Annotated in this window: 27 protein-coding genes; 8 read left to right on the top strand and 19 right to left on the bottom strand. The window is 67.1% G+C overall.

The annotated features are described in order from the left end of the window. Positions 1 to 28: 28 nt before the first annotated feature. Complete coding sequence (locus tag VGK20_07885) at positions 29 to 916, top strand: heme-binding protein (protein ID HEY2773958.1); 888 nt, start codon at positions 29 to 31, stop codon at positions 914 to 916. After that, the gene (locus VGK20_07880; protein ID HEY2773957.1) at positions 913 to 2,616 is read left to right on the top strand and encodes an SMP-30/gluconolactonase/LRE family protein; all 1,704 of its coding nucleotides are present in this window, start codon (positions 913 to 915) and stop codon (positions 2,614 to 2,616) included. Before VGK20_07885 ends, VGK20_07880 begins: the two co-directional genes overlap by 4 nt. A 58-nt stretch (positions 2,617 to 2,674) precedes the next feature. Here VGK20_07880 and VGK20_07875 read toward each other — a convergent pair whose 3' ends face one another. The 4 genes from VGK20_07875 to VGK20_07860 all read right to left on the bottom strand — a co-directional run bounded on the left by VGK20_07875 (position 2,675) and on the right by VGK20_07860 (position 6,295). Beyond that, complete coding sequence (locus VGK20_07875) at positions 2,675 to 3,148, bottom strand: MaoC family dehydratase (GenBank protein HEY2773956.1); 474 nt, start codon at positions 3,146 to 3,148, stop codon at positions 2,675 to 2,677. 42 nt (positions 3,149 to 3,190) lie between these two features. Continuing rightward, on the bottom strand, positions 3,191 to 4,384 hold the full coding sequence (locus VGK20_07870) for a chromate transporter (protein HEY2773955.1): 1,194 nt from the start codon (positions 4,382 to 4,384) through the stop codon (positions 3,191 to 3,193). Positions 4,385 to 4,389: 5 nt separating this feature from the next. After that, complete coding sequence (locus VGK20_07865) at positions 4,390 to 5,031, bottom strand: Fe-Mn family superoxide dismutase (protein ID HEY2773954.1); 642 nt, start codon at positions 5,029 to 5,031, stop codon at positions 4,390 to 4,392. A gap of 223 nt (positions 5,032 to 5,254) precedes the next feature. Then, positions 5,255 to 6,295 (bottom strand): chromate resistance protein ChrB domain-containing protein, encoded by a 1,041-nt coding sequence (locus tag VGK20_07860; protein ID HEY2773953.1) that lies wholly within the window; start codon positions 6,293 to 6,295, stop codon positions 5,255 to 5,257. A gap of 207 nt (positions 6,296 to 6,502) precedes the next feature. Here VGK20_07860 and crcB point away from each other — a divergent pair, with 207 nt between their 5' ends. Together crcB and VGK20_07850 are read left to right on the top strand one after the other, a co-directional pair. Next, a complete protein-coding gene (crcB, locus tag VGK20_07855) occupies positions 6,503 to 6,889 on the top strand; it encodes a fluoride efflux transporter CrcB (protein HEY2773952.1) in 387 nt (128 codons plus the stop codon). A gap of 34 nt (positions 6,890 to 6,923) precedes the next feature. Beyond that, a complete protein-coding gene (locus VGK20_07850) occupies positions 6,924 to 7,283 on the top strand; it encodes a DUF190 domain-containing protein (protein HEY2773951.1) in 360 nt (119 codons plus the stop codon). A 30-nt stretch (positions 7,284 to 7,313) separates the two neighbouring features. Here the strand turns inward: VGK20_07850 and VGK20_07845 are convergent, their stop codons facing one another. Beyond that, entirely contained in the window at positions 7,314 to 7,763 is a 450-nt protein-coding gene (locus tag VGK20_07845; GenBank protein HEY2773950.1) for a PTS sugar transporter subunit IIA, read from the bottom strand. A gap of 276 nt (positions 7,764 to 8,039) precedes the next feature. On the opposite strand from VGK20_07845, the gene VGK20_07840 reads away from it, so the two are divergent. Continuing rightward, a complete protein-coding gene (locus tag VGK20_07840; GenBank protein HEY2773949.1) occupies positions 8,040 to 9,365 on the top strand; it encodes an acetyl-CoA hydrolase/transferase C-terminal domain-containing protein in 1,326 nt (441 codons plus the stop codon). A 643-nt stretch (positions 9,366 to 10,008) separates the two neighbouring features. Next, positions 10,009 to 12,174, top strand: a complete 2,166-nt coding sequence (locus VGK20_07835; protein ID HEY2773948.1) for a PQQ-binding-like beta-propeller repeat protein — start codon at positions 10,009 to 10,011, stop codon at positions 12,172 to 12,174. A 148-nt stretch (positions 12,175 to 12,322) separates the two neighbouring features. On the opposite strand, the gene VGK20_07830 is transcribed toward VGK20_07835, so the two are convergent. The 3 genes from VGK20_07830 to VGK20_07820 form a co-directional block, all read right to left on the bottom strand. Continuing rightward, the gene (locus tag VGK20_07830; protein ID HEY2773947.1) at positions 12,323 to 13,783 is read right to left on the bottom strand and encodes an aldehyde dehydrogenase; all 1,461 of its coding nucleotides are present in this window, start codon (positions 13,781 to 13,783) and stop codon (positions 12,323 to 12,325) included. Positions 13,784 to 13,899: 116 nt separating this feature from the next. After that, positions 13,900 to 14,694 carry an inositol monophosphatase family protein gene (locus tag VGK20_07825; GenBank protein HEY2773946.1) on the bottom strand — a complete coding sequence of 265 codons (795 nt, stop codon included), beginning with the start codon at positions 14,692 to 14,694 and terminating at the stop codon, positions 13,900 to 13,902. After that, complete coding sequence (locus VGK20_07820) at positions 14,694 to 15,698, bottom strand: VOC family protein (GenBank protein ID HEY2773945.1); 1,005 nt, start codon at positions 15,696 to 15,698, stop codon at positions 14,694 to 14,696. The genes VGK20_07825 and VGK20_07820 overlap by 1 nt, the downstream gene beginning before the upstream one ends. A 168-nt stretch (positions 15,699 to 15,866) precedes the next feature. On the opposite strand from VGK20_07820, the gene VGK20_07815 reads away from it, so the two are divergent. Then, a complete protein-coding gene (locus tag VGK20_07815) occupies positions 15,867 to 16,892 on the top strand; it encodes a phosphotransferase family protein (protein ID HEY2773944.1) in 1,026 nt (341 codons plus the stop codon). A gap of 2 nt (positions 16,893 to 16,894) precedes the next feature. Beyond that, positions 16,895 to 17,308, top strand: coding sequence for a DUF6285 domain-containing protein (locus tag VGK20_07810; protein ID HEY2773943.1), 414 nt, complete (start codon positions 16,895 to 16,897; stop codon positions 17,306 to 17,308). Positions 17,309 to 17,402: 94 nt separating this feature from the next. On the opposite strand, the gene ahcY is transcribed toward VGK20_07810, so the two are convergent. From ahcY to VGK20_07755, 11 genes are all read right to left on the bottom strand, one after another. Continuing rightward, a complete protein-coding gene (gene ahcY, locus VGK20_07805; GenBank protein HEY2773942.1) occupies positions 17,403 to 18,686 on the bottom strand; it encodes an adenosylhomocysteinase in 1,284 nt (427 codons plus the stop codon). Between the two features lie 114 nt (positions 18,687 to 18,800). Beyond that, positions 18,801 to 19,955: a methionine adenosyltransferase gene (metK, locus tag VGK20_07800; GenBank protein HEY2773941.1), complete on the bottom strand. Its 1,155-nt coding sequence runs from the start codon at positions 19,953 to 19,955 to the stop codon at positions 18,801 to 18,803. 200 nt (positions 19,956 to 20,155) lie between these two features. Then, positions 20,156 to 20,428 carry an HPr family phosphocarrier protein gene (locus VGK20_07795; GenBank protein HEY2773940.1) on the bottom strand — a complete coding sequence of 91 codons (273 nt, stop codon included), beginning with the start codon at positions 20,426 to 20,428 and terminating at the stop codon, positions 20,156 to 20,158. Then, entirely contained in the window at positions 20,425 to 21,318 is an 894-nt protein-coding gene (gene rapZ / locus VGK20_07790; protein HEY2773939.1) for an RNase adapter RapZ, read from the bottom strand. The genes VGK20_07795 and rapZ overlap by 4 nt, the downstream gene beginning before the upstream one ends. Beyond that, positions 21,315 to 21,812, bottom strand: a complete 498-nt coding sequence (locus tag VGK20_07785; GenBank protein HEY2773938.1) for a PTS sugar transporter subunit IIA — start codon at positions 21,810 to 21,812, stop codon at positions 21,315 to 21,317. The genes rapZ and VGK20_07785 overlap by 4 nt, the downstream gene beginning before the upstream one ends. An 8-nt stretch (positions 21,813 to 21,820) precedes the next feature. Then, complete coding sequence (gene raiA, locus VGK20_07780; protein ID HEY2773937.1) at positions 21,821 to 22,360, bottom strand: ribosome-associated translation inhibitor RaiA; 540 nt, start codon at positions 22,358 to 22,360, stop codon at positions 21,821 to 21,823. A gap of 40 nt (positions 22,361 to 22,400) precedes the next feature. Then, complete coding sequence (rpoN, locus tag VGK20_07775) at positions 22,401 to 23,897, bottom strand: RNA polymerase factor sigma-54 (protein HEY2773936.1); 1,497 nt, start codon at positions 23,895 to 23,897, stop codon at positions 22,401 to 22,403. Positions 23,898 to 23,944: 47 nt separating this feature from the next. Continuing rightward, on the bottom strand, positions 23,945 to 24,664 hold the full coding sequence (gene lptB / locus VGK20_07770; protein HEY2773935.1) for an LPS export ABC transporter ATP-binding protein: 720 nt from the start codon (positions 24,662 to 24,664) through the stop codon (positions 23,945 to 23,947). 11 nt (positions 24,665 to 24,675) lie between these two features. Continuing rightward, a complete protein-coding gene (locus VGK20_07765) occupies positions 24,676 to 25,413 on the bottom strand; it encodes an LptA/OstA family protein (GenBank protein HEY2773934.1) in 738 nt (245 codons plus the stop codon). Continuing rightward, the gene (gene lptC / locus VGK20_07760; GenBank protein HEY2773933.1) at positions 25,410 to 26,000 is read right to left on the bottom strand and encodes an LPS export ABC transporter periplasmic protein LptC; all 591 of its coding nucleotides are present in this window, start codon (positions 25,998 to 26,000) and stop codon (positions 25,410 to 25,412) included. The genes VGK20_07765 and lptC overlap by 4 nt, the downstream gene beginning before the upstream one ends. A gap of 6 nt (positions 26,001 to 26,006) precedes the next feature. Further along, positions 26,007 to 26,996 (bottom strand): KpsF/GutQ family sugar-phosphate isomerase, encoded by a 990-nt coding sequence (locus VGK20_07755; protein ID HEY2773932.1) that lies wholly within the window; start codon positions 26,994 to 26,996, stop codon positions 26,007 to 26,009. Positions 26,997 to 26,999: the final 3 nt, after the last annotated feature.

Below are 26,999 nucleotides of genomic sequence, written 5' to 3'. Positions count from 1 at the left end.
GGCGTCGAACGTGCGGAGGGTTTTTCCAATGCCGCCACTGGTTCTGCAACGCCGGGCCGCACGTCACACTGCGCTGGTCACGGCACTCGTCACGATCGTCTTCGCCCAAGCCGCCGAAGCGCAGCTCGTAAGCCGGCCCGGTCTCACGCTCGCCGGCGCCCGGCAGGTAATCGACGCGGCCATCTCGCTGGCCAGGAAGAACAACGCACCTGGTGCGGTCGTCGCCGTCGTCGACGAAGGGGGCAACCTGATGGCGGTCGAGCGCCTCGACGGCACCTTTGCCGCCGGCGCGAACATTTCCATCGGCAAGGCGCGCACGGCGGCATTGTTCCGCAAGCCGACCAAGTTCTTCGAGGACGTCGTCAACAAGGGACGCACCGCGATGACGGCGCTCGTCGATTTCACGCCGTTGCAGGGTGGGGTGCCGATCGTCTCGGGAGAGACGATCGTCGGCGCTGTTGGAGTAAGCGGTGCGTCCAGCGCGCAGCAGGACGAGGAGATCGCGATGGCCGGCGCGGCAGCCATCGGCGGGACGAACGGCACGGAGCCGGTGCGGTTTTTCGACCGCGCCTCGGTCGACGCGGCGTTCGCCAAAGGCAGCGTGCTCCTCGACGGCGATGGTCGCAATTACATGGTTCACGCGAGCCGGCGCGACAAAGCCGGCATGGTCGAGGTCCACGATCTCGACACCGATATCATCTACGTGCAGGGCGGCTCGGCCACTTTCGTTACCGGCGGGACGGCGCAGGGCCTTTCGCGCACCGAGCCTTTCGAGCAGCGGGGCAACTCGATCGACGGCGGCCAGACACGACAGCTCGCCAGGGGCGACGTCGTGATCGTGCCGAGCGGCGTGCCGCACTGGTTTCGCGAGGTTCCCTCTGCCCTCGTCTACTACGTCGTCAAGGTGCGCCGATGACCCGGCGTGCTCTCCTGCCTTCTGCCGGCCTGCACAGCGTCTTCGCGTTGCGACTGCTCGCTACGGCACTGGTCGTGGCCGCGGTGCAGGCAGAGCCCTGCGCGGCATCGGATGTTCCCGCTTCTGCGCCGCTGGTCACGATCGATCTGGCCACCAAGGACGGCCTTGGCAAGCTTGCCGGATCCTGGCGATACAGTGATGCCGCCGTCGTCGAGACGGCTTTTCGCGGCGCGGGCGGCGACGGCCAGCCCGACGGTGCTCCGGTCACGACGTACGACATCTCGCCGCACGCAGGCGGCGCCGACTTCGACGATTCCGCGTGGCCGATGATCGCGCCCGAGTCGCTCTCGGTCCGGCGCGGAAACGGTCGTCTCAGCTTCGCATGGTATCGCCTTGCGATCACGATCCCCGATCGGCTCGGCGACGTCGCGACGGCCGGCACGACGGCGGTATTCGAGACTTCGGTCGACGACTACGCGGAAGTGTGGATCGACGGGGAGATGACTCGAACCACCGGACAGTCCGGTGGATCGGTGATCGCCGGTTGGAATGCGCCGAACAGGCTCGTCGTCGCGCGCCATGTGCATCCCGGCGAGAAGATCTCGATCGCCGTCTTCGGTGCGAACGGACCGCTGTCGAATCCCCCGACGAACTTCATTTACATGCGCACGGCGAGGCTCACGCTGTACCAGGCTCCCGCCGGAGCGGTCGCCATTGCTCCAGCCGAGGCCAACGTGGAGGTCGAGCGTTCGGATCCGGCCCTGGACGAGGTCGTCGGCCCCAATCCCAAGCTCTACAAGCTCGCCGATGGTTTCGAGTTCACGGAGGGGCCGGTGTGGTCGGCCGACGGTCGCTACCTGCTGCTGAGCGATCCGAACAGCAATGTGATCTACCGATATTCGCCGCCGGGAACGCTGGAAGTTTTTCGGCGCCGCAGCGGCTACGACGGCGCGGACATCGCCGAGTATCATCAGCCCGGCTCCAACGGACTGGCGATCGACGCCGACGGCCGGCTGGTCGTCGACGAGCATGGCCGGCGGCGGGTCTCCCGCATCGAGAAGGACGGAACAGTCACCATTCTGGCGGATCGCTACGACGGCAAGCGCCTGAACAGCCCGAACGACCTCATCTTCCGGTCCGACGGCGCGCTGTATTTCACCGATCCGCCGTTCGGCCTGCCGAAATTTTTCGAAGACCCGCGCAAGGAGCTGCCTTTCAGCGGCGTCTACCGGGTTGCCGGCGGCAAGGTCGACCTGCTCGTCAACGACCTTACGGGGCCGAACGGCATCGCATTCTCTCCCGACGAGAAATTTCTGTACGTCGGCGACTGGGACGACAAGAAAAAAGCGGTGATGCGCTACCCGGTGCTCGCCGACGGAAAAGTCGGCGTCGGCCAGGTGTTCTTCGACATGACGTCGGCGCCCGGAGAGGACGCAATCGACGGCATCGAAGTGGACGTCAAGGGAAACCTGTACGTCTCGGGTCCCGGCGGGTTGTGGGTGCTGTCGGCTTCCGGCACTCACCTCGGCACGATCGTGACGCCTCAGCACGTCCACAACATGGCCTGGGGCGATGACGGCAGGACGCTGTACCTTTGCGCGCGGCGCGGGCTCTACCGGATGCCGCTCGCCATCGCCGGCGTCAGGAGCTTCGGTACTGCAGCTTCAGCCTCCGCTCGAAGCGGCGCCGCTGCCGATTGATCCCATGGACGCACGCGAATGATGACGAGCAGCCGCAGCGCCGCAGCGGGCTGTGCCCTCACCCGTACATGATCCGCGTGATCCAGTCCGCCACCAGCGCCGGTTTCGACTCTCCTTCGATCTCCACCGTCATCGTGCGCGTGGCCTGCACCCATGGCTCCTTCAGCTCGACGCTGGCGAGCACGCTTCGGCAACGCACTCGTTTGCCGACCTTGACGGGGCTGACGAAGCGCACCTTGTCGAATCCGTAGTTCACTCCCATCACCATCCCGGCATAGCGCGCCGGATCTTTCGGGATCGAAGCGTCGAGCCAGGTCAGCAGCGAAAGCGTCAGGAACCCGTGCGCGATCGTGGTGCCGAACGGTGTCGATTTGGCAGCCTCCGGATCGACGTGAATGAACTGGTGGTCGTTGGTGACTTCGGCGAACTGATTGATGCGCGCCTGGTCGACCTCGAACCATTCGCCGACGCCCTCGTCCTGTCCGACGGCGGCAAGAAAAACGGCGTGGGCCTTTTCTGCGTTGGTGCTCATGGCGGCGGACGATACCGAGGGAAGCCGCCGGAGTCGACAGTTTCAGCCGGCCGCCCCGCGCAGCACGATGCCGACGACCCCCGCCGCGACGATGATCAGCGGCTCCGGAATTTTGCGCGCCTGGACGAGCAGCCCGAGCGTCGTGAGCGCAATGAGAATGCTCGGCACGTCCAGCAGCGTCCTTCTGGCCAGCACGAGCGCTGCGCCTGCGATCGCCCCGGTGGCCGCGGCCGTCACGCCGTTGACGAAAGCCTTCAGAGTCGCGTTCTCTGCAAAGCGCCGGAAATGCGGCGCCGGGATGATCGTGAACAGGTAGCACGGAAGGAACGTCGCGAGCGCCGCGACGCAGGCCCCGGCCGGCCCGGCCACCAGATAGCCGATGAACGCCACGGTGATGACGACCGGCCCCGGCGTGATCATCGCGACCGCGACCGCATCGAGGAACTGCTGGTCGTTCAGCCAGTGGAAGTGCATGACGACTCCGCCGTGCAGGAACGGCACGATCGCAAGGCCGCTGCCGAACACGAACGCTCCCGCCTCGGCGAAGTACCACGCGATCGTCCACAGCGTCGACGAATGCGCAGGTCCCGTCATTCCGGTCATCGACCACAGCGGAAGCGCAACGATCGCGTGCGTGGCAACGATGGTCTGTCCCCGGCGCGCCATCTCGAGCAGCATCACCGCGATGCCGCTCGCGAGGAACAGCCAGACGACTTCCGTTTCCGTCCACGCCGTGACGATCGCGCTCACCGCAAACACCGTCCACAGCACGAAGTCTCGGGCCAGCGTCAGCGTGACGAGCTTCTGTACGCTGCGCGCGATGATCGCGAGCACCGAGGCGCCGACGCCGTAGAACACCGCGCGCATCCACGGCAGCCCGCCGAATTGCACGTAGACGGCCGACAGCGCGAGCACCATCAGGAACGACGGAAAGACGAACGCGACTCCGACCAGTGTCGCGCCTGGAATCCCTCCACGAACCCAGCCGAGATAGATCGCGAGTTGTGCGGCCAGCGGCCCCGGGGCGAGTTGTGCCAGCGCAAGTCCCTGGCGGTAATCCTCCTTGGACAGCCAGCGCCGCTCCTCGACGAGATCGCGCTGCATGTAGCCGACCAGCGCGATCGGGCCGCCGAATCCGAGAGTGCCGAGCCGCAGGAAGTACAGGGCCAGCTGCCCGAGCGTGCACGGGCGCAGCTCTTCGGCGGCAACCGCGCCGGCCGCCTGCGACGAGGGCATCGGGCTCACGCCTTCGCGCCTCGAATCGCGGCCGAAGCGCTGCGCGCACGCTCGAGCCGCCGGTTGACCTCGTCCCAGGTGACGTTCGCGAAGAACGCATCGACGTATTTCGCGGCGGCAGCGCCGTAATCCATCTGGTAGCTGTGCTCGTACATGTCGAGCACGAGAAGCGGTGCGCCGAGCGCGAGCACTTGCGTGTGGTTTCCTCCGGCGACGGTGCGAAGCGCGCCGGTGTCGAGCTCATACGCGAGAATTGCCCAGCCGCTGCCGCCGCCGAGGCCAAGCGCCGTCTGGCGCATCTGTTCTTCCCAGCGCGCGGTGGTCCCGTAGGCGCCGGCGATCTCCGCTTCGATCGCGCCCGACCGTTTCCCGTTTCCGCCGAGGTTCGCGAAATACGCCTCGTGCAGCGATTTCGAGTTGCGAAACGCCAGCTCGCGGTCACGCAGGGCCGCGACGATCGGCGGCGGCGTTTCGGAGTTGATCTTCGCGAGCTCCTGCTCGAGGCGGTTCAAGTTGCGCACTGCGCCGCCGTAGTTGTTGTCGTAGTGCGACGAGATCAACCGCTCCGAAAGGCCGCCAAGCGATCCGGCGGCGAATGGCAACGGGACGGTCGCGTTGGTGCCCGCGAGAGCCCGGGGCGTACTCATCGCAGATGCTCCCGTGGCGGAATCATCGGCGGCGAAAGCGGAGCCCAAGTTGCCGGACCCGGCGGCGAGCGCGGCAGTGCCGGCTGCCAGGACGGCGAGCGCCTGGCGGCGCGTCAGGGACGCATCGGGCCCGCGCAGCGCTTCATCGTGAGGCGGCGCGTCCGGCCTTTGCGACACCGGTTCATGAGGCGTTCGATCGTCTTCGCGTGATGCAGTCATGGATTCATCCTTTTGTTTTCGCGAAATAGGCGAGCAGGCTCTCGAATACCGCGCTGCCGCGTTCCAGCCTCGTCTCGTCGTCCTGGTGCAGCGCCGCAATGCCGTCGATCTGCGCAGAGAGTCCCGCCGTCTGCGGGTGCCCGAACTTTCCGTCCTTCAGGTCCACGTCGTGGACCAGCTCGGCGACGCGCGCGAGGCCGGGAACCTGCAGCTCGAAGCGCGAACACAGCACTTCGAACGTACACAGGTCGCCTTCGTGCGTGTACTCGGCCTCGAACATGTCGAAGCGCAGCTCGCTCGGCTGGGACAAGTAGCCCTTGGCGGGCACGAACTTGAATCGGGCGCCGGCATCGATGAAGCGCCGGATCAGCCACGCGCTGCCGATGCGGTCCACCTTGATTCCCGTGCGAGTGACCCAGGTGCGCCCGCGCATCGCTGTGTCCTGCGAGGAAACGGCGTCGGGCGAGCGCTTGCGAGGCGGATCGATCGCATCGCGAAGCGATGCGACCAGGGCGCGAGCCGGCTCGCGCGCGGGAGCATCGAAGAAATCGATCGACAGGATTTCCTCCAGGCGACGCTGAAGACGATGCGCTTCCGCCTCCAGCTGGCGGTGGGTTCCGGCGTCGCCGTCGTGTTTTGCGCGTTTGAGGATCTGGCGCGCTTCGTCGGCGACGACGGCGTAGTCACGGTCCCTGGCGTCGCCGAAAAGCTTCTCCACGTCGCGGTCCGAGAGCCCATCGAGAAGATGGGCCGCCAGCAGTACGGCCTCGCCGCCGGCGCCGGTCACTTCGCGACGGATCCATTCGAAATCCTCGAGCGCCGAGTCGGTGCGCGGCAGCGCGTACACGGTGCTCTTGATCGCGACGGCGCCGACGCGCGCGAGGCGGCGGCCGACCTTGACGCGCAGGTAGTTGGGCAGCGGCGGAATCTGGTGAATCAGCAGCAGCCAGCGGGCCGTTTTGGATGCCGGTCCTGCAATGCGCGCGTCGCGCGAGCGCTGGGGGCCAGCGAGAGAGGGCGCGTCAACAGACCCGGCAGAACCCATACAGAAAAAGATACAACTGAATCATCCATAGCGTCAATAATGATGCAGATGCAGCACCCAAAGGGTGACCCCGGGGCCCCGGCTGGGGGCCGCAACCGCCCGTCGCTGCGATCGATCTGAAAACCTGATAGCAGCGCACACGGGCTCGCAGGCGAACGCTTCCGCCGTGACCGGCATGCCGGCGAGCGCCGCAAAGATGCGAACGCGATGAGTCGATTCCTGCTGATCTGTCTCGGTGGAGCGGCCGGTACCGGTGCGCGCTACCTGCTGTCCGGGTGGGTGATGGACGTGGTTGGTCCCGCGTTCCCATTCGGGACCCTGGCGGTCAACTCGATCGGATCCTTCCTGCTATCAATCGTCCTGTACGCCAGCGTCGAAGCGTCGGCGATTTCGCCGACCGCGCGCCTGGTGCTCGGAACCGGAGTCATGGGCGGCTTCACGACCTACTCGACGTTCAACTACGAGACGATGCGCTACCTGCAGGACGGTGCGTTCGGTGTCGCCGCGCTCAACCTGCTGGTGACGTTCGCGGGGTGCATGAGCGCGGGCATCGCGGGCTGGATGACGGCGCGGTCGCTGTTCGGCACGTTCTGACGATCGTGCCGGCACGCAAGGAGAAAGTGCTGCCATGCGAGTACTGACCGGCGAACAGGTTCTCGTCCGGATCTTCATTGGCGAGTCGGACAGGTGGCATCACCAGCCCCTGCACGTCGCGCTCATCGAGCGTCTGAGGAAGGAAGGCTTTGCCGGCGCGACGGTTTTTCACGGCGTCGCCGGCTTCGGCGCGCGCAGCGTGCTGCACACGACGCACATCCTGCGGCTTTCGGAGGACCTGCCGATCGTGATCGAAATCGTCGACACCCCGGAGCACGTCGAGCGGCTGACGCCGATCCTCGACGAAATGGTCGCCGAAGGGCTGGTCACGATGGAAAAAGTGCGGGTGCTCAAGTACGCGGCCGGAACCCGGCCGCTCAGCCCTGCATCCTGACGGCAGACGACGACTGCGTCGCTGCGCCGATCAGGGCGCTTCGCCCGAGAGCAGCACCTTGCGGGCCTGCGCGACGTCGCGGGTCTCGCGCAGCACCGACTTCTTCAACTGGTCGCGCAGCGGCCGCGCCAGCGCCGACACTGCCGTCAGCAGATCCGAGTTCGGCTCGTCGGGCGCGACGATCGCACAAAGGAGGTCGACCGGCATCGAGTCGATCGACTCGTAGAGAATCGGAGAGACCAGGCGCACGAAGATCGCGTGGGTCTTGCGCAGGCTGTGCAGCCTCGCGTGAGGGAGCGCGACGCCTCCGCCGACCCCGGTCGATCCGAGCGCTTCGCGCGCGAGCAGGGCACCTTCGATCGTCTCGGGCGCGGTTCCTGCCAATGCAGCCAGCAGCCCGGCGACATGGGAGATCGCGCGGGGTTTGTCGACCAGGTCGATATCGAGCAGCACGGCGCCTTCGGGCAACACGTCTTCCATCTTCACTTCACCACCTGTGGTCCCGCTGTGGTCCCGGATCGAAGTCTTGTAGCACACGCCCGGGCGGCGTGCGCCGTGCAGCAGCCGATTTCTTCGCGTCGCGGCGGCGGTCGGCGGGGGCCTTGGCCTCGCCCGGCGCCTGCGGCAGTCTCTTGCGGGCGGATGGCGACGTGAGCGCGAACGCTTGCGAGCGTATCCGATGAAGACGGCAGGGACGTCGCGGCCCGGCCGCACTGCCATTTGCGCGTCTGCCAGGCAGACGCGCCCGGGGAGCCGATGAACGCAAAGCTGCGCGAGAAAACGATTTCTGCGGAAGGAGCCGCCGCGCTGGTGCGGTCGGGGAACTGGGTGGACTACGGCGCGGCGCTGTCCCATCCCGACCTGTTCGATCGCGCGCTGGCGGCGCGCAAGGACGAGCTTCGCGGCGTTCGCATCCGTGCCTGCGTGTCGATGTCGCCGCGCGCGGTCGTCGAAGCCGATCCCGACGGCGAGCACTTCCTCTGGTTCAACTGGCATTTCTCCGCATACGACCGCGGCAAGAACTCGGACGGCCGCTGCAACTACATTCCGATGAACTTCGGCGAGGCGCCGTCGTACTACCGCCGCTTCCTCGACCCGATCGACGTCGTCTGCATCAAGACGACGCCGATGGACGACGAGGGCTGGTTCCACTTCGGCGCGGCCAACTGCCATCTCAAGGCCGTCACCGAAAAGGCCCGCATCCTCGTCGTCGAGACTTCCGAGGCGATGCCGCGCGTGCACGGCGAGCAGTGCGCCGTCCACATCGACGAAGTCGCGCACGTGATCGACGGCGGCGAAAATCCTCTGCCCGAGCTTTCGAACCCGCCGATCACGGAGGTGGACCGCAAGGTCGCGACGCTGATCGCCGGGCAGCTCGAGGACGGCTCCTGCGTGCAGATCGGCATCGGCGGCATGCCGAACGCCGTCTGCGAAATGTTGAAGGACTCGGGCCTGCGCGACCTCGGGATCCACACCGAGATGTTCGTCGACGCGATGGTGCACCTGATCGAATCCGGCGTCGTCAACGGGTCGCGCAAGCAGATGGACCGGGGCCACGTCGTCTTTACGTTCGCCGGCGGCTCGCGTCACCAGTACGACTTCCTCGGGCAATCGCCGGTGGTGCGCAGCTATCCGGTGGACTACACGAACCTGCCCGCGCAGATCGCGCGCAACGACCGGGTGGTATCGATCAACAACACGACGCAGGTCGACCTGCAGGGCCAGGCGGCTTCCGAAAGCGACGGGCACCGCCACCTGACCGGTACCGGCGGACAACTCCAGTTCGTCCGCGGCGCCTACATGTCGGACCGCGGCAAGTCGTTCCTCTGCCTGGCTTCCACCTACGAAAGGCACGGACAGAGAAAGAGCCGCATCGTGCCCACTCTCACGCCCGGCAACATCGTGACGACGCCGCGCACCGACGTGATGCACGTCGTCACCGAGTACGGCAGCGTCAACCTGAAGGGAAAGTCGGTGGCCGAGAGGGCTACCGCGCTGATCTCGCTCGCGCATCCCGATTTTCGAGAGGAGCTGGCGCGCCAGGCCCGCGAGCTGGCGCTGGTGCCGCGGCACTTCTGGTAACCGGCAGGCAACGGCCGCCGGCGCAACGTCGTAACATCCGGTGCGCCGGGCGCCCATCTTTGGGGCAGTGCAACGGGGAGACGAGGGAAGAAACACAAACTCCGGCAGATTTTCCGGGGTTTTGATGCCCGGCCCGCCGGTGAAAGCGGGACTGCCGGAGTTCGGTGGTGTTTGGGTCCCCTGTCAAAGGGGCGACCCAGCGATGTGCTGGAGCGCGGTCCTCCTAAGAGGACACCACCTCACAGTTCACCTTGGACAAATAGATCACTGGATCACCTCCTTTGTTATCGGCGGTGGAAGAGGAGCGGTCCCTGAAACCGCTGTCGCAGAAAGGACCGCCGGTGTCCCCCCTCGACCCCGGTCACCGGCGAAAACCGGCTATGGGGCCTGTGTACGCCCCGACCAGGCAAGCAACCGAGGTGCTCAAAGTACGCTCGCGATGATCGCAAGTCGAGATTTCCCGATGTGCGATCGGGACGGGGTCCGGGCGAAGGGCTCCGCAATGACGGGGTTTTTCGGGGAAAAGTTCCCCGGTGGAGTTAGGTTCTTGCATCGCCACTGCAAGCGCCGTTAGCTTGATGGAGTCCGGGGAGAGGGCGCGAGCATTCCGCACGCGTCGGACGGACCCGCCGCAGAGGACCACATGTCATACCGCAGAAGCATTCTCGCATTCGTACTGGCCTCCGCTGCCGCGATGACCGCCGGCCTCGCCCGGGCCCAGTGCCCGCCCGACTGTCCCGTCAAGGGAGGAGGCGACACCAACACCGACTGCTACGCCGAGCTGGCCAGCGATGCGCTGCACCTGAACTCGCCATTCCACAATCCGGCCAATCCGAAACCCGCCAAGACGATCCGCTGCTTCGACGGTGATCCGGGGTGCGACCTGGACGGAGTCGTCAACAACTCGTGCACGTTCGACGTCGACCTGTGCCTGCGCAACGCCGATCCTTCGCTGGCTTCGTGCACGCCCGGCGACGTCTCGGCAGTCACCGTGGTCGGCAAGGGGCTCGACTCGCTTCAGACGGCGGTTTCCGCGTTGCTGCCGGCAACGACGAATGTCTGCACGACGAACCAGTCCGTTGTCGTGCCCCTGAAGGGGCCGAGCGGGACCGGAGCATTCAAGGCCGCCAAGCTCTCGTTCAAGGTGACGGCGATCAGCGGCACGAGCGAGGACGACGACTCCTTCAGCTTCGTCTGCGTGCCCCGCGACTGGCCGGTCCACAGCTACGACCGCACCAATACCCGCGCCAATCCGCTCGAGACGGCGATCACGAAGGCCAACGTCGCCACGCTCGTGCAGAAATGGAGCTTCGTGCCGCCGACCCTCGGCAGCGGGGAGCAGCCTCACGGCAAGACGATTTCCTCCACCGTCACCGTCGGAGACAAGCTCGTCTACACGTCGTCGTGGAACGGCCACGTCTACGCGCTCAGCAAGAAGACCGGCAAGGTGAAGTGGGACTTTGCGACGCCGAACGGCGCGGCCCAAGACCCCGGCCTCGGCGTGCAGAGCTCGGTGACGATCCTTGCAGACGGGCGCGTGCTCGTCGGCGACAGCCTCGGGTTTGTCTACTGCCTCGACGGCAAGAAAGGGACCCTTCTGTGGACCGCTGATGCCGGCGTGGACGATCCGGCGGCGTCGCATGCGTGGGCGAGCCCGGTTGTCGTCGGCAATCGCGTGCTGGTGGGCATCGCGTCGCACAACGACGCACCGTGCGTGCGCGGAACATTGCTCGCGTACGATCTCGATACCGGCACCAAGCTGTGGCAGCAGTTCACGATGCCCGAGCGCATCTGCTTCAACGACACGGGCAACGAGTGCGCGGCCAACTCCGATTGCACGGCGCCAGGCTCGCCGTGCCTGCTGGGCACCTGCGACAGCCAGCCTCAACATGCGTGCATGACGAACGCCGACTGTCCGTTCACGTTCCTCAAGCCGGGCGAATGCGTCGATCCGCCGCCGGCGACTACCGGCCAGTGCTGGCTCGAGCGCTCGATCACCTGCACCTCCAACGCGGACTGCCCGGCGTGCGTGCCGGCCGTCGGAGGCGGAGTGACGGCGACGGCCAGCGTCTCGCCCGATGGCAAGGACGTCTACATGTCGAGTGTCGGCTGCCTGTCGAGGCCTTCGGTCGGCGACTCCGACAGCATCTTCAAGCTCGACGCTGCCACCGGTGCAGTCGAATGGGTGTACCGCACCGAGGGAATCGAGCAGTTCACGTTCTGGCCCGGAGGTCCGACGTACCACGACTACGGCTTCCTCAACGGGCCGATCCTGGCGGATGTCACCGAGGGAATGGGAACTCACGCCGTGGCCGTCGGCGGAGGCAAGGATGGAACGATGTACGCCGTGGACCAGCAGACCGGCGCGCTGGTATGGCACAACACGATGGCCTCCCCGCCTCCGTTTGCCGGGTTCGGTCTGTTCGACGGTGCGCTCGCTTACGACAAGACCACCGACCGCTTCCTGGCGGCGCTCGACGACATCTCGACGTACTCGGGGACCGACCACATGTTCGGATTCACGGGAGCCGACGGCACCATCGCGTGGTCCGACGAGATCGGCCAGAGCTGGAGCAGCGTCACGGTGGCGAACGGGATGGTGTTCGCCGGCACGTTGTCGGCGAGCGTTCTGTACGCGTACGACATCCAGAGCGGCGCGCGGCTTGCGACTCTGACGGTGCCGGCCGGCACCGTGATGGGCGGCGCCGCGATCGACAACGGCGTGATCTACGTCCCGTACGGCGATCCGTTCAGCAGCAATCTCGCCCACGGCGGCGTCGTTGCGTACGGGCTGCCGCCGGCGCCGTAGGGCGCCCTGCGATGCATGAAAAAAGCCCCGGCGGTGTCGTACCGCCGGGGCTTTTTTTTGCGCAGCGTCGCGGCTCGGGATGGGGGTCAGGCACCGACCAGCCATTCGCGTCGCCGACGAATGACGCGCGGCTGGTGCGTGGCCGTCCTTACTGCCTGAGCGCCGGGTCGTAGCCCCACGGCAGGTTCACCTGCTTCGACTCGAGATAGGCGCGCAGTCCCTCGGGACCGAGCTCGCGGCCGACGCCGGAGCATTTGAAGCCGCCGAACGGAGAGCCGAACTCCATCATGAAGCCGTTGACGGTGTAGACGCCGGTGCGCACGCGGCGCGCGACGTCGAGGCCGCGGCCCACGTCGGCCGTCCACACCGAGCCGGCAAGTCCGTATTCGGAATCGTTCGCGATCGCGACGGCGTCGTTTTCGTCGTCGAACGGGATCAGCACGAGCACGGGGCCGAAGATCTCCTCGCGCGCGACACGCATGGCATTGGTGACGCCGGTCAGCAGCGTCGGTTCCACGTACCAGCCCTTGCCGGGCGACGACGGCCTTCCGCCGCCGACCGCGACGCGGGCTCCCTCGTCGCGACCGATGGCGATGTAGCCTTCGACGCGATCGCGCTGGCGCTGCGTGACCAGCGGCCCGCATTCGGTAGTCGGGTCCATCGGGTCGCCGACGCGCATCGCGCCGACGGCGGCCGAAAGGCGCGAGGCCACTTCGTCGTAGCGCGATCGCGGCGCAAGGATGCGCGTCTGTCCTACGCAGGCCTGGCCGTTGTTCATGATCGCGCCGCCCATCAGGCCGGGAATGGCCGTATCGAGGTCGGCGTCTTCCATGACGATGCACGCCGACTTGCCGCCGAGCTCGAGCGTCACGCGCTTGAGCTGCTCGCCGCACAGCGAGGCGATGCGGCGGCCGGCAGCCGTCGAGCCGGTGAACGAAACCTTGTCGACGCCTGGATGGCGCACGAGGTATTCGCCGACCTCGCGGCCCGCGGTAACGATGCTGACGACGCCCTCGGGAATGCCCGCCTGGATGCACGCGTCGGCCAGGATGTAGGCGTCGAGCGGTGTCTCGGGTGCCGGCTTGACGACGATCGTGCAGCCGGCAGCAAGCGCGGGAGCCAGCTTCAGCATGATCGTGAACAGCGGGACGTTCCACGGCACGATTGCGGCGACCACGCCTACCGGCTCGTGCCGCACGACGCAGGGTCCCATCATTCCCTGCCGGAGCTCCTCGAACGCGAAGTCGCGCGCGAGGCCGGTGAAGTAGTCGAGCACCATGTTGGCCGCCATCGCCTGGCCGAGGTTCGAGAAGCTGATCGGCGAGCCCATCTCGCGCGTGATCGTCTCGGCGATCTCTTCGCTGCGCGATTGCAGGATCGCCGAAAGCTGCGCCATGTGGGCGGCGCGTTCGGCGGCGGCCATGCGCGGCCACGGCCCTTCGTCGAACGCCCTGCGCGCCGCGGCCACCGCGGCGTCGACGTCGGCTTCGCGGCCTTCGGGAACTCGCGCAATCGCCTCTTCGGTATGCGGGGAGATCACGTCGATCGTCGACGACGACGACGGGGAGCGCCACTGGCCGCCGATGAAAAGCTTGTCCTGGGTCTGCATGCCGTTGTTCTCTCTCCAGTCTGGGGTGCGCATTTCGCGCCGCCGGGGACGAAATCCGCCCCTGCTTACGTCAATCCGGTGTCAGGTGAAACGTGTTCCAGTCCGGGTGTTCGGGATCAGGCGTCGAGGGCCTGGACCGCGGCGAAGTGGATCCGCTCGTCGCCGGCCATGACGACCCGGCCGTCGCTTTCGAATCCGAGCGGCTTTCCGTTCCAGTCGGTGATCCGGCCGCCGGCGCCGTAGGCAATCGGGACCATCGCGGCCCAGTCGTGGAGCCCGAGACCGGCTTCGACGACAAGGTCGATCCAGCCGCTGGCCGCCAGGCCATAGTTGTGGCAATCGCCGCCGAACAGCGGGTACTTGACGAGCGGGCGCAGCCGCTCGTAGGCCACCGATTCGTCGCCGCGGAACATGTACGGCGAGGTCGAGTACATCAGCGCGTCTTCCAGGCGCCCGCAGCGACGCGTGTGGCAAGGCATGTCGTTGTGGGTCGTCGGCCTGTTCTCGATTCCGACCCAGCAGTCGTCGACGGCCGGACAATGGATGATGCCGACGACCGGCGTGCCTTCGCGGCACAGCGCGATCAGCGATCCGAACAGCGGGCGCCCGCTCACGAAGGCCTTGGTGCCGTCGATCGGATCGAGGACCCACACGTAGCTGGCATCGGGTCGGTCGCTGCCCTCTTCTTCGCCGATGATGCCGTGGTCGGGACAGGCCTTGCGGATCTGCTCGCGCATCAGCCGCTCGCACTCGCGGTCGGCGATCGTCACCGGAGTCTGGTCGGGTTTGGTTTCGGTGACGAACTCGTTGCGGAAGTAGCGAAGGGAGACGGCGCCCGCAGTCTCGGCAAGCTTGCGGGCTACCGCTGCGTAGCTCTCGAGGTCGCGTTCGGCCGACGGACGTCGCGGCATCAGTCGCCCATGAACGCGATCTGGATGCCGCCGAGTGGAGCCGGCATGCCGGTGATGCGACCGCCCTGCACCGCGCGATGCGGTTCGCTGATCTCGACGCTCGCCATCTTGAGGAACGTGACGGTGGCGTCGATGTTCGCGCTTCCGAACGCCACGCCCCAGGGGCCGCCGGTGATGCGGGTGCCCTGCGCGGCATGGGAAGGTTTACCGTCGCCGCCTTCCGCGGGCTTGAGCGGACCGACGATCTCGAGCAGCGAGGTGCCGGCCTTGAGGAACGCGTAGTAGCGCTCGTTCATCGCCGAGGTGCGCCCTTTCAGGCCGAAGTGCTTCTCGTAGACCTGCGCGGCGGCCTTGGATGCGCTGACCTGCAGCACGACGTGGTCCAGGCGCGTGATCGAATTGGCATGCGACGGCGTCGTGGTCTCCACCGTTTTTTCGAGCCACGTCGCGGCACCCGGCGTCAGCTCCGTCGGGATCTGCACGAGAGCGTCGCCCCAGTCTTCGCACTCGGCGTGAAACTCGCTTTCGGCGAGCTGGCCGATGGCGAGAGCGGAGCGGTGGGGCTCGCGGCACGCCCACGTCCATCCGAACAGGCCTGCACCGAAGATCAGCCGCTCGCGCACGAGGTCGACCACGGTCGTCGGTTGCGCGTGCGTGTCGACGGCGAGGAAGCGGATGCCGCCGCCATCGAGGTCGACGTGTGCAGCGTTGCAGCCCTGCCAGGCGTAGGTCTCGCTCACCGCGAACCCGAGCTTGCGCCACGCCTTGACGGTCGGCCCGAGCGACGGCACGGCGGCCAGCGCGTAGCCGATCGAATCGACGACCTGCTCGGCAGGCACGCGTCGCGACCTGGAGTTGCGGTCGGTCTTTGCGGTTTTTTCGGGCTTTGCAGGCGTTGCCTGCGGCTCCGGCTCGGTGGCGGCTGCTGCTGCGGCCTCGGCGGCCTGCTTGGCCTCGGCTTCCGCAGCCTTGCGCTTGCGCGACTTGAAGAACGGCAGTTTCATGCGGCCAGAAGTCCGCCGGATGCCCCCGTGTTCCCCGAATACGCCGTGCGCGGGAGAGCCGATTGACTGGAGGGATGTAACTCTTTACCCACCGCAAAGACAAGGCGGCCCGTGTCGCCGCGCCACGAGCGCGAGGCACGCAGGCCGCGCCACCGCTTGCGTGAGGCCGTGAACGACGAAGAGCTTCGCTCCGCCCTGGAAGGCTTCCTGAGGAAGCGCAGCGAGCCCGGGACGAAGGTCTGCGCGCTGCGCCAGCTTTCCGGCGGCGCTTCCTGCCGCGTCTACGCGTTCGATTTCGAGCTGGACGGAAAACGCGACAGTCGAGTGCTCCGGCTCGATTCGCCCGGTGCCACCGCTGGTACGAGGAAAGAGGAGTTCGCGCTGCTCGCTCTGGCGCGGCGCGCGGGGATGACGGTACCCGCTGTCCATGAATGCGGAACCGAAGAAGACGGTCTCGGCGGCGCGTTCTTCGTGATGGACCTCGTGCGGGGCGAAGCGCTGGCACGCCGTCTCCTGCGTGACCAGCATTATTCGCAGGCGCGGGCGCGACTGCCCGGCCAGCTCGCGACCCAGCTGGCGCGGCTGCACGCCATCGACGTTGCCGATCCCTCCATCGCCTTCCTGCACGCTCGCGCGGCCGGCGGATCGGGGCCCGAGCGCTTTGCGCGGGCGGAAACCGGCAGGTACCGGCAGATCCTCGATGCGTTCGGCGATCATCCGTATCCGCTGCTTCGCCTCGTGGGCCGCTGGCTCGATCGCCACGCGCCGGCGGCCGGAGTGCCCGCGCTGGTGCACGGCGATTTTCGCGTCGGCAACGTGATGTTCGACGAGACCGGCCTTGCGGCGGTGCTCGACTGGGAGCTGGCCCACGTCGGCGACGCGGTCGAAGATCTCGGCTGGCTCTGCGTGCGCACGTGGCGCTTCGGCAACGATTCGCAGCCGGCGGGCGGCCTGTGCTCGCGCGAAGAGCTGGTGCGCGCCTACGAGAGTGCGGGCGGCCGCGAGGTGGATCCGGTGGCGCTGCGCTGGTGGGAGCTGTTCGGAAACTGGAAGTGGGCGATCATCTGCCGCATGCAGGCAGAGCGGCACAAGACCGGCAAACGGCCCGACCTCGAGCTGGCGGCCATCGGGCGGCGAATCGCCGAGACCGAGAAGGAAATCCTGGCCCTTCTCGACGAAGCGGAAGGACGCTGACGATGCAGGACAAGCCGACGGCGATCGAGCTTCTCGAAGCCCTCGAAGCGTTTCTGCGCGAAGAGGTCGCGCCGCACGTCGAAGGCGGCCTTCGCTTCAAAGTGCTGGTGGCGACCAACGTCGCCGGCATCATCGCAAGAGAGCTCGCGCTGGCGGGGTCGCAAGACCGCGCGCAGCGCGAAAGACTGACGGCGCTGCTCGATCGGGCCGGCGCACGGGATCGCGGGTCGCGCCCCGACAAGCCGGCCGCATCGAACGAGGACACGGCCGCGGCGGTCCGTCGCCTGTTCTTCGAGCTGTGCGAACGGATCGACGGGGGAGAAGCGGATGAAGGTCCGTGGCGAGAGCAGGTGCTTGCCCACCTGCGCGCCTGCGTCGCCGAAAAGCTCGCGGTCGACAACCCGAAAGCTCGCTGACGCTTTTTCGCGAGCGCGACGGGCGGGCTTTCCCGCAGGTCGCTGTGGCACAGCTTCGACGAACGCTGCCCGGCCGGGCCGGGACAGCTCGCGTTCAGGACGTGCCGAACTCCCACGACGACAGGTACTTCTTCTGTTCTGCCGTCAGCTTGTCGATCGTGATGCCCATCGCCGCGAGCTTGAGCGCCGCGACGTCTTCCTCGATGCGGCGCGGAACCGCGTGCACGCGCACGTCGAGCTTGCCCTTCTGCGCGCTCTTCCACGCCCACTCGGCGGCCAGAGCCTGGGTCGCGAAGCTCATGTCCATCACGGAGGCGGGATGGCCTTCGGCTGCTGCGAGGTTGACGAGGCGCCCCTCGGCCAGCAGGAAAATGCGCTTGCCGCCGGCGAGCACGTACTCGTCGACGCAGTGGCGCACGTTGCGGTTGATCTTCTTGGCCATCTTCGCGAGCGCCTTGACGTCGATCTCGATGTCGAAGTGGCCTGCGTTCGAGATGATCGCGCCGTCCTTCATCAGCGGGAAGTGCTTCTCCGCCATCGTGTGCATGTTGCCGGTGACACTGACGAAGATGTCGCCGAAGCGTGCAGCCTGGGCCATCGGCAACACGCGGAAGCCGTCCATCGCCGCCTCGAGCGCCTTCATCGGGTCGATTTCGGTGACGATGACCTGAGCGCCCGCGCCGGAGGCGCGCGAAGCGACGCCGCGGCCGCACCAGCCGTAACCGACGACGACGAACACCTTGCCGGCCACCAGCACGTCCGTGGAGCGGATGATCGCGTCGATCGTCGACTGGCCGGTGCCGTAGCGGTTGTCGAACAGGTGCTTGGTGTCGGCGTCGTTGACCGCGACGACGGGGATCGTCAGGCGGCCGTCGCGCTCGAGAGCCTTCAGCCGGATCACGCCGGTCGTCGTCTCTTCCATCGACGCAACGACGCGCGAGGCGTGCTCCTTCATGTTCGTGTGCAGCAGCGACACGAGGTCGGCGCCGTCGTCCATCGTCAGGTTCGGCTGGCGCTGGACGCCGAGCTGGAGGTGGCGGTAGTAGGTCTTGGCATCCTCGCCGCGGATTGCCCAGGTGGGGATCTGGTCGTGGATCGCCAGCGTCGCCGCAACGTCGTCCTGCGTGGACAGGGGATTGGACGCGCACAGCGCGACGTCGGCGCCGCCCGCCTTGAGCGTGCGCATGAGGTTGGCCGTCTCGGCAGTGACGTGCAGGCACGCCGTCATCTTCGCGCCCTTGAGCGGCTTCTCCTTGCGGAAGCGCTCGGCGATGAGGCCGAGCACCGGCATGTCGCGCCCGGCCCAGTCGGCGCGCTTTTTGCCGGCTTCGGCGAGCTTGGGATCCTTGATGTCGGAGGTTTCGCTGTGTTTGGCCATGCTGCCCTTGCGCGCGTTAGCCCCGCCTGCCGGGGTCGTGGATGAGGTCTCGCGGGACTCGCGTTCGTTTCGTAGCGTCACTGGAGCACTCCGTAGGTGCGGAAGTTGGATCGGTCAGCCGAGGCGCGCGGCGAGGTCGGTTCTCTCCCACGGAAAGAAGCCGTTGTCGCTGTCTCGTCCGAAATGGCCGTATGCCGCCGTCTTGCGGTAGATCGGCCTCTTGAGCTGGAACAGCTCGATGATCGAAGCCGGCCGGAGGTCGACTTCGTTGCGAAGCTTCTGGGCGACGATTGCGGGTGCGACCTTGCCGGTGCCGAACGTGTCGACGTGCACCGAAACCGGCTGCGCGACGCCGATCGCATAGGCGATCTGCACTTCGCAGGCGCGTGCCGTTCCCGACGCGACGACGTTCTTGGCGAGGTAGCGCGCCATGTAGGCCGCCGAGCGGTCCACCTTGGAGGGATCCTTGCCGGAGAACGCGCCGCCGCCGTGGCGGCCCCAGCCGCCGTAGGTGTCGACGATGATCTTGCGGCCGGTCAGGCCCGAGTCGCCCGACGGTCCGCCGACGACGAAGCGGCCGGTCGGATTGACATGATAGACCGTCTCCGAGTCGAGGAAGCGGGCCGGAATGATCGGCTTGATCACCAGCTCCTTCACGTCCGCAGTGATCTGCTCCAGCGTGGCCGACTCCTTGTGCTGCGTGGAGATCACGACCGTGGCGACGCGGACGGGCTTGCCGTCGCGATACTCGACGCTGACCTGGGACTTGGCATCGGGACGCAGGTACGAAAGCTTCCCGTTGTGCCTGAGCTCGGCCAGTTTGGCGACGAGGTGGTGCGACAGCGAGATCGGCAGCGGCATCAGCTCGTCGGTCTGGTCGCACGCGTAGCCGAACATCAGGCCCTGGTCGCCGGCGCCCTGCTCTTCGTGGAGCCCCTGGCCGACCGTCACGCCCTGGGAGATGTCGGGAGACTGCGCTACCAGGCGCGTGATCACCTCGACCGAGTCGGCATCGAAACCCTCGGTGCCGACGTAGCCGATTTCGCGGACTACCTGGCGCGCGAGCTTTTCGTATTCGACCTTCCTGCTGCTGGTGATCTCGCCCGCCATGACGACGAGGTTGGTCGCGCACAGCGTCTCGCATGCGACGCGGCTGTTCGGGTCACCGGCCAGGTGCGCATCGAGCACGGCGTCGGAAATCTGGTCGCAAACTTTGTCGGGGTGACCCTCGGAGACGGATTCCGAAGTGAAGATGAACTCGTCGGCCATGGCCGGCCTACGTACAAGGCGCGGGGTGGGGGGTCAAACGGCCGATTGCAGCAGTGGAGCGAGGTTTTTGATGTTTCAGCAGGCGGGATCGCGAGGCGGGGAGCTTCGAAGGGCGGGGAGCTTCGAGAGTGGTGTCTGGATGTTCGCCGCTCGCCGGCTCGCGGCTCACGGCTCGCGGCTCACGGCTCACGCCTCACGCCTCACTCGGCGAAATTGCGGGCGATGAGGTCGCCGAGCACGGCGACGGCCTGCTCGGCATCGTCCCCTTCGGCCTCGACGACGATGCGGGTGCCCTTGCTCGCCGAAAGGGTCAGCAGGTCGAGCACGCTTCGCGCGTCGGCTGCGCTCGATCCGGCCCGGATCGAGACCCGGCTCGAGAACGGCGTCATCGTCCGTACCACCATTGCCGCTGCTCTGACGTGCAGTCCGAGCTGGTTGCCCACGACGAACTCGGCGCTGGCCTTCTGGCTCATATCGACTCCTTCGCAACGTCCCGGTGTCGCACGATCACGGTGGCCCCGTGCTGGCGAAGCTGGCGCGCGCATTCTTCGGCGATCGCGATCGAACGGTGGCGACCGCCGGTGCAGCCGATGCCGATCGTCAGGTAGGCGCGTCCTTCCTCGGCAAAGTGCGGAAGCAGGAAGCCGAGGAAATCCACCAGGCGCGCGAGGAAGGCGCGGGCCTGCTCGTGGTCGAGTACGTAGCGCGCGACGGGCTCGTCGAGGCCCGTCAGCGGTCGCAGCTCGCCGATGAAATGCGGGTTGGGCAGGAAGCGCACGTCGAACAGCAGGTGCGCGTCCGAAGGGCTGCCGAACTTGAACCCGAAGCTCTTGATCGTGATCGACGGCCCCTGCCAGGCCTCGCCGCCTTCGGCAAAGGAGCGAAGACGGCGCTTGAGGTCGTGTACGGTGAGCGCGCTGGTGTCGACGACGATGTCGGCGGCGCGCTCGAGCGGGGCGAGCAGCTCGCGCTCGGCGCGGATCGCCTCGTGCAGGTCGCGGCCGGCGCCGAGCGGGTGCACGCGGCGCGTCTCGGAGTAGCGCCGGATGAGCGTGGCGTCGTCGGAATCGAGGAAGACGACGGTGACGCGGTGGCCGGCTTTTTCCAGGGCTTTGCGCACCGACGGCCACGCGCCGATGTAGCCTTCGTCGCGCACGTCCATGCCGAGGCCGACGCGGGAGCGGGCACCGTGGGAGCCGGCAAACAGCGCGACGAACTGCTCGACCAGGGCGCTCGGAAGGTTGTCGATGCAGTAGTAGCCGAGGTCTTCGAGGACGTTGATCGCGGTGGAGCGTCCGGAACCGGACATTCCGGTCACGACGGCGACGTCGACGCGCGAGGGCTGGTCGGCCGGCTGCGTCATCGGCAGTCCTTGATCGCGCCGTGCGCAGCGTCGTCCAGTTCCCGTTCGCGCCGCTCGATCACGTCCATGACGTCGCGCTCACTGGCGGCCTCGAGGATGCGCCGTCGCGTCGCGGCGTCCCCGAGCACGCGCGCGACGTGGGCGAGCCAGGCGACGTGGTCGCCGTCGCCGCCGACGGGCGAGACGAGCACCATCAGCAACGTCGTCGGCCTTCCGTCCATCGAATCGAAGTCGATGCCGCGCGGCGCACGGCCGAGGCCGGCGGCGCTCGGGCCGCCCGTCTTCGGCCTGGCGTGGGGGATCGCGATGCCGTCGGCGATCGCGGTGCTGCTTTCTTCCTCCCGGCGCACGAGCTCGGCGACGACAGCGTCGCCGTCGAATTCGGGCCGGCGCGCGACGATGGGCGCGGCGATGCGCGAGAGGACGTCTTTCTTGGCGCCGCCGGCGACGTCCAGGACGATGCAGCTCGGATCGAGGATCGTCGACAGGCGCACTGCGGGCCTCAGGCCGTGGGAACGATCAGTCCGTAGTGTCCGTCACGGCGCCGGTAGACGACGCTGATGGCGCTGGTGGCCGAGTTGCGAAAGACGAGGAACTCCGAGTGGCTCAGCTCGAGTTGCATCACGGCGTCGTCGACGGTCAGCGGCCTGGCCTGCAGGGTCTCGGTCTCGATGACCTTGGTCGAGCCGCTGTCGTCGTGGCTCGAAACCACGTCGACCGGGATCATCGTCGCGATCTCGTGCAGGCTCGCGCGGCCCTTGCGGTCGTTGATGCGGTCCTTGTGCTTGCGAAGCTGGGCCTCGACCTTGTCGACCGCGAAATCGATGCCGGCGTAGAGGTCGGAGTTCTCGGCGTGCGCGGCGATGTCGAACTGCGAGGCACGGATGTGGATCTCCGCCGTGTTGTGCTGGCGGTGGCGGTTGGACGCCAGGATGACGTGCGCCTCGACGGCGTTCTTCAGGTACTTCGAGACGATGCGCTCGACCTTCTCGGCGGCATAGCCGCGCAGCGCGTCGCTGACGTCCATGTGTCGGAATGTCACGTTGACTTGCAAAGAATCGGTTCTCCCTGTGCGACCGGGTTCACCTGCGGCGCGCGTCGTTGGCCGTCAGCGCCACCATCCTCTTTCGCTTGGAAGAGGGAAGGATCCCCAGGCCTTCGCGGTATTTCGCCACCGTGCGGCGCGCGATGTCAATGTTCTCCTTGCCGAGCTGCTCGCAGATGTACTGGTCGCTGAACGGCTGGCGCGGGTCTTCCCTGGCGACGATGTCGAGGATCTTGCGGCGAACACTTTCGGAGGACACGTCGTCGCCCGAGCTCGAATGCAGGCTGCTCGTGAAGAACCACTTCAGCTCGAAAATCCCCTGCGGCGTGTGCACGTACTTGCCGGAAGTCGCGCGGCTGATCGTCGACTCGTGCATGCCGATGTCGTTGGCGACGTCCTTGAGCACCATCGGGCGCAGCGCGGACACGCCTCGCACCAGGAATTCCCGCTGGAAGCGCACGATGCTCTCGACGACCTTGCGCAGCGTACGCTGGCGCTGCTCGATCGACTTGATGAGCCAGCTTGCCGCGCGCACGCGCTCCTGCAGGTAGCCGGTAGCCTCGCCGCCGCCTTCGCGTCCCTTCATCATGCTGCGGTAGTACGAGTTGACCTGCAGGGCGGGAATTCCCTCGTCGTTCAGCGCGACCTGGAAATCGTCGCCGATGCGCACGATGTAGGCATCGGGCGTGATGTAGCGCGTCTCGGTGCCGCCGAAGCCGCGGCCGGGGCGCGGGTCGAGCGAGCGGATGATCCGGTGTGCCTCGATGATCTCGGCCACCGTCGTGCCGAGCTCGCGCGCGATTTTCTCGTATTTCTGGGACTCGAGCTCCTTCAGGAAGCGGTCGGCCACCGCGATGACGTAGTCGTCGCTCTCGTAGCCGATCAGGCGCAGCTGCACGAGCAGGCATTCGCGAAGATCGATGCTGCCGCAGCCGGGAGGCTCGAGCTCCTGGACGATCTCGCGCGCTTCCTGCACCGCCTCCACGGAGGCTCCGGTCAGGAACGCGATCTCCTCGACCGTGCTCGCGAGGTAGCCGTCCTCGTCGAGGTTGTTCGCGATGATGCCGGCCAGGCGCCGCTCGTCGTCGCTCATCGCGAGCAGGCCGAGCTGGTCGACGAGCGCGTCCGCCAGCGTGTCTTCGCGCGCCTTGGCGTTCTCGAAGAGGCGGTCGCGATTGTCGTCGCGGTCCGAGCCGGCTCCCACCGATCCGTGCAGGTCGGCGGAGTGGCGGTCGAGGTACTCGTCGATGTCGAGCTGGCCGACTTCCTGTGCGGCATCGCGCTCGTTCTCGGCGCTGGGCGCTTCGGTAGCCTCGGCCTCGGTGGTCTCGAGATCGCCGGTGCGCTGTTCGGTCTCGCGCTCCGGGACGGTGTCCGTCGATTCCTCGAGCACCGGGTTCTGGCACAGCTCGTCGGCGATCATCACTTCCAGCTCGGGCCTGGAAAGCTGCAGGATCTTGATCGCCAGCCGCAGCTGGGGCGTCATCCTGAGCTGCAGGGTCTGCTTGAGAAGGAGTCGCTGTTCGAGGGCCATCGCTTGTCGCTACGCCGGTTACGCCGGGCGCCCGCTGCCCGCCTCTATCAGAGACGAAAGCGTTCGCCGAGGTATATCTCGCGCGCCTGGCGGCTCGAAGCGATCGATTCGGGGCTGCCCTCCTCGAGGATGCGGCCTTCGTTCAGGATGTAGGCCCGGTCGCAGATCCCGAGGGTCTCCCGGACGTTGTGGTCCGTGATCAGCACTCCGATCCCTCGCGCCTTCAGCTGCGCGATGATGCTCTGGATGTCGATCACCGCGATCGGATCGACACCGGCGAACGGTTCGTCGAGTAACATGAAACGCGGAGAGATGACCAGCGCGCGCGCGATCTCGACGCGGCGCCTTTCTCCTCCGGAAAGGGCCGATCCCATGGTCTTGCGGACGTGCGTGACGCCGAGCTCCTCGAGCAGAGTCTCCAGGCGCTCGCGTCGCTCAGTCTGGTCGATGTCGAGGGTTTCGAGGATCGCCAGAAGATTGTCCTCGACGGACAGGCGCCGGAATACCGACGGCTCCTGGGGCAGGTAACCGATCCCCGCCCTGGCCCTTTCGTACATGGCCAGCGACGAAATGTCCTTGTCGCCGAGCAGGATGCGCCCGGCGTCGGGTTTTTCGAAGCCGACGACCATGTGAAAGGTGGTCGTCTTGCCGGCGCCGTTCGGGCCGAGCACGCCGACCACTTCACCCTGCTTGACGTCCACCGAGACCTGGTCGACGACGCTGCGGCCCCCGTAGCGTTTGACGAGGTCCTGGGCGGCGAGCTGCATCGGGGCGGAAGTCACCTGGCTTTTCCGTTGGGGGTGGTGGCGGGCTTTGCGGGCTCGGTCTTCCCAACCGACTTGCCGCTCTGGACTTCCTTGTTCAGCGAATCTGGCATCAGTATCGCGCGGATCCTACCCGGCGCTGCCGCCGGGCCCGCGCCCTGTTCGCCCGCAGCCGCGCTCGCCGTTGCGGGGGCGCCGCCGCCGAGGACGACGGCCCTCTTCTCGTTGAGGTAGACGACGACCTTCTCGCCGGCAACCGAGTTGGGTCCCGAGCCGAGGCGGGCATTCTGGGTGAGCGTGACGGTCGCGGTGGTCGGCTCGTACTCGGCGACCTCGCCGTGGGCCGACTCGTCGCCGCGCGTGAGCTCGACCGATCCGCGCGCCGTGATCTTCTTCAGGCGTTTCTGTCCGCCCGGCTCGAACGTGACGTCGAGGGAGCGCGACTTGATGCGGGCGCCGGCGTGGTCGACGACGACGTTGCCTTCGTAGTGCAACAGGCCCTGCCCGTAGTTGTACTCCATGCGGTCGGCGCTGATGTCGACCGGCGAGGGAACGTCTGCCATCTCGAGGTCGCGTGCGGCCGTGGCCACCGAGTCGAGCATGTCGTCGGTCTTGTGCGCGGCATCTTCCTTGTGAGGCGCCGCGGCGCCCGCGGGGCGCGGCGGCGCTTTTTGCGTCGTACCCTGCGCGTACGCGGACCCGCCCGCGACGGCGACCGCGAGCACGAGGGCGGTGACGACGACCGCCTTCACGGGGCAGCGTCCTCCTTCGGGCGCAGCGACATTTTCACGTTGGCCGGAACCACGGCGATGTTCTTTAGCATGTCCACCGACATGCCTGTACCCGTGAGTGTCATCTCGGCTGCCTCGACCCGTGCGTCCCCCGGCGCGGTGACCATGCCCGTCTCCCGGTCGTACGTCATGCGCTCGCTGTAGATGCTGAGCCGGCCGATCGTGAACACCACCGACCCGGTGACTTCGACGGTCTGCACCTCGGTGCCTTCGGTGCTGTCGAGGTAGAGCCGCCCCTTCTCCGCCGTCACTTCGCCGATCTGCTCTCCTTCCTGGAAAAACGTTACCTTGGGCTGCATCACTTCGACGGCCTTGTCGTTCTTGAAGTAACTGGCTTCGCTCGCCGAGAGTTCCAGCACCTTGCGGCCTTCGCGCGTGATCACGCGGTGGAAGTTGCGGATGCGCTGCAGCAGCTCGGGAAGAGCCTGGGTGGCCAGGAACGACGGGATCTGCTGCACCAGCGCGCGCCGGCTCATCGAGACGCCGATGCCACCGAGCGCGAGCAGCAGCGCAACCAGGAGAACGTAGCGCCACGCGCGACGGGTCATCGTGCCTCAGGCCACGCTGGCCTTGAGCAGGTCGTGAAGGTGCACGATCCCGATCGGGCGCCGGCTGCCTGTCTCCAGGATGAACAGCGACGTGATCGAGTGCTTCTCCATGATCGCGAGCGCTTCTTCGGCCAGCGCTTCGGCAGCGACGGTCTTGGGCCTGGTGCTCATCAGGTCGGATGCGGTGCTTGCCGACACGTCGCCCTGGCGCAGCAGCGCGCGGCGCAGGTCGCCGTCGGTGATCACGCCGACCAGCTGCTCGGCAGTGCCGTCGTCGACGACGCCGACCGTCCCGAGTCCGCCTTCGGTCATTGCGCGCAGAGTGTCAGCCAGGGTGGCGGTCGGCGCAATCAGCGGCACCTGCGCGTCGGGGTGCATCAGTTCCTCGACGCGCATCAGCTTGCGGCCGAGCGCGCCGCCGGGATGCAGCAGCGCGAAATCGCGGTCGCCGAAGCCTTTGGCTTCCAGCACCGCGACGGCCAGGGCGTCGCCCATCGCCAGCGTGGCGGTCGTGCTCGCGGTCGGTGCGAGGTTCATCGGACAGGCCTCGATGCGCACCCGCACGTCGAGCACGACGTCGGCAGCCTGCGCGAGCGCAGAGTCGATGCCTCCGGTGATCGCGATCAGCGGCAGCGCGAGTCGCTTGACACCGGGCAGCAGCGCCAGCACTTCCTGGGTGCTGCCGCTGTTGGAGATCGCGATGCAGACGTCGCCGCGCGCGAACATCCCGAGGTCACCGTGCACGGCCTCGCCGGCGTGCAGGAAGAAGGAAGACGTGCCGGTCGACGACAGAGTCGCGGCGATCTTGCGGCAGATCTGTCCCGACTTGCCCATGCCTGTGACGACGACGCGCCCCTTGCATCGCAGCACGAGATCGACTGCGCGCGCGAAACCGTCGTCGAGGCGCGAGGCGATTTCGTCGAGAGCCTCGCTCTCGATGCGGATCACGCGTCGGGCCGTCTCGACGGCGGCATTCGGGTCCAGCTTGCGGGCCATCGT

The sequence above is a fragment of the Candidatus Binatia bacterium genome (assembly GCA_036493895.1).
Lineage (GTDB): Bacteria > Desulfobacterota > Binatia > UBA1149 > CAITLU01 > DATNBU01.
The sequence above is the reverse complement of the archived record's forward strand: the minus strand, read 5'-3'. Positions and strand labels throughout refer to the sequence as shown.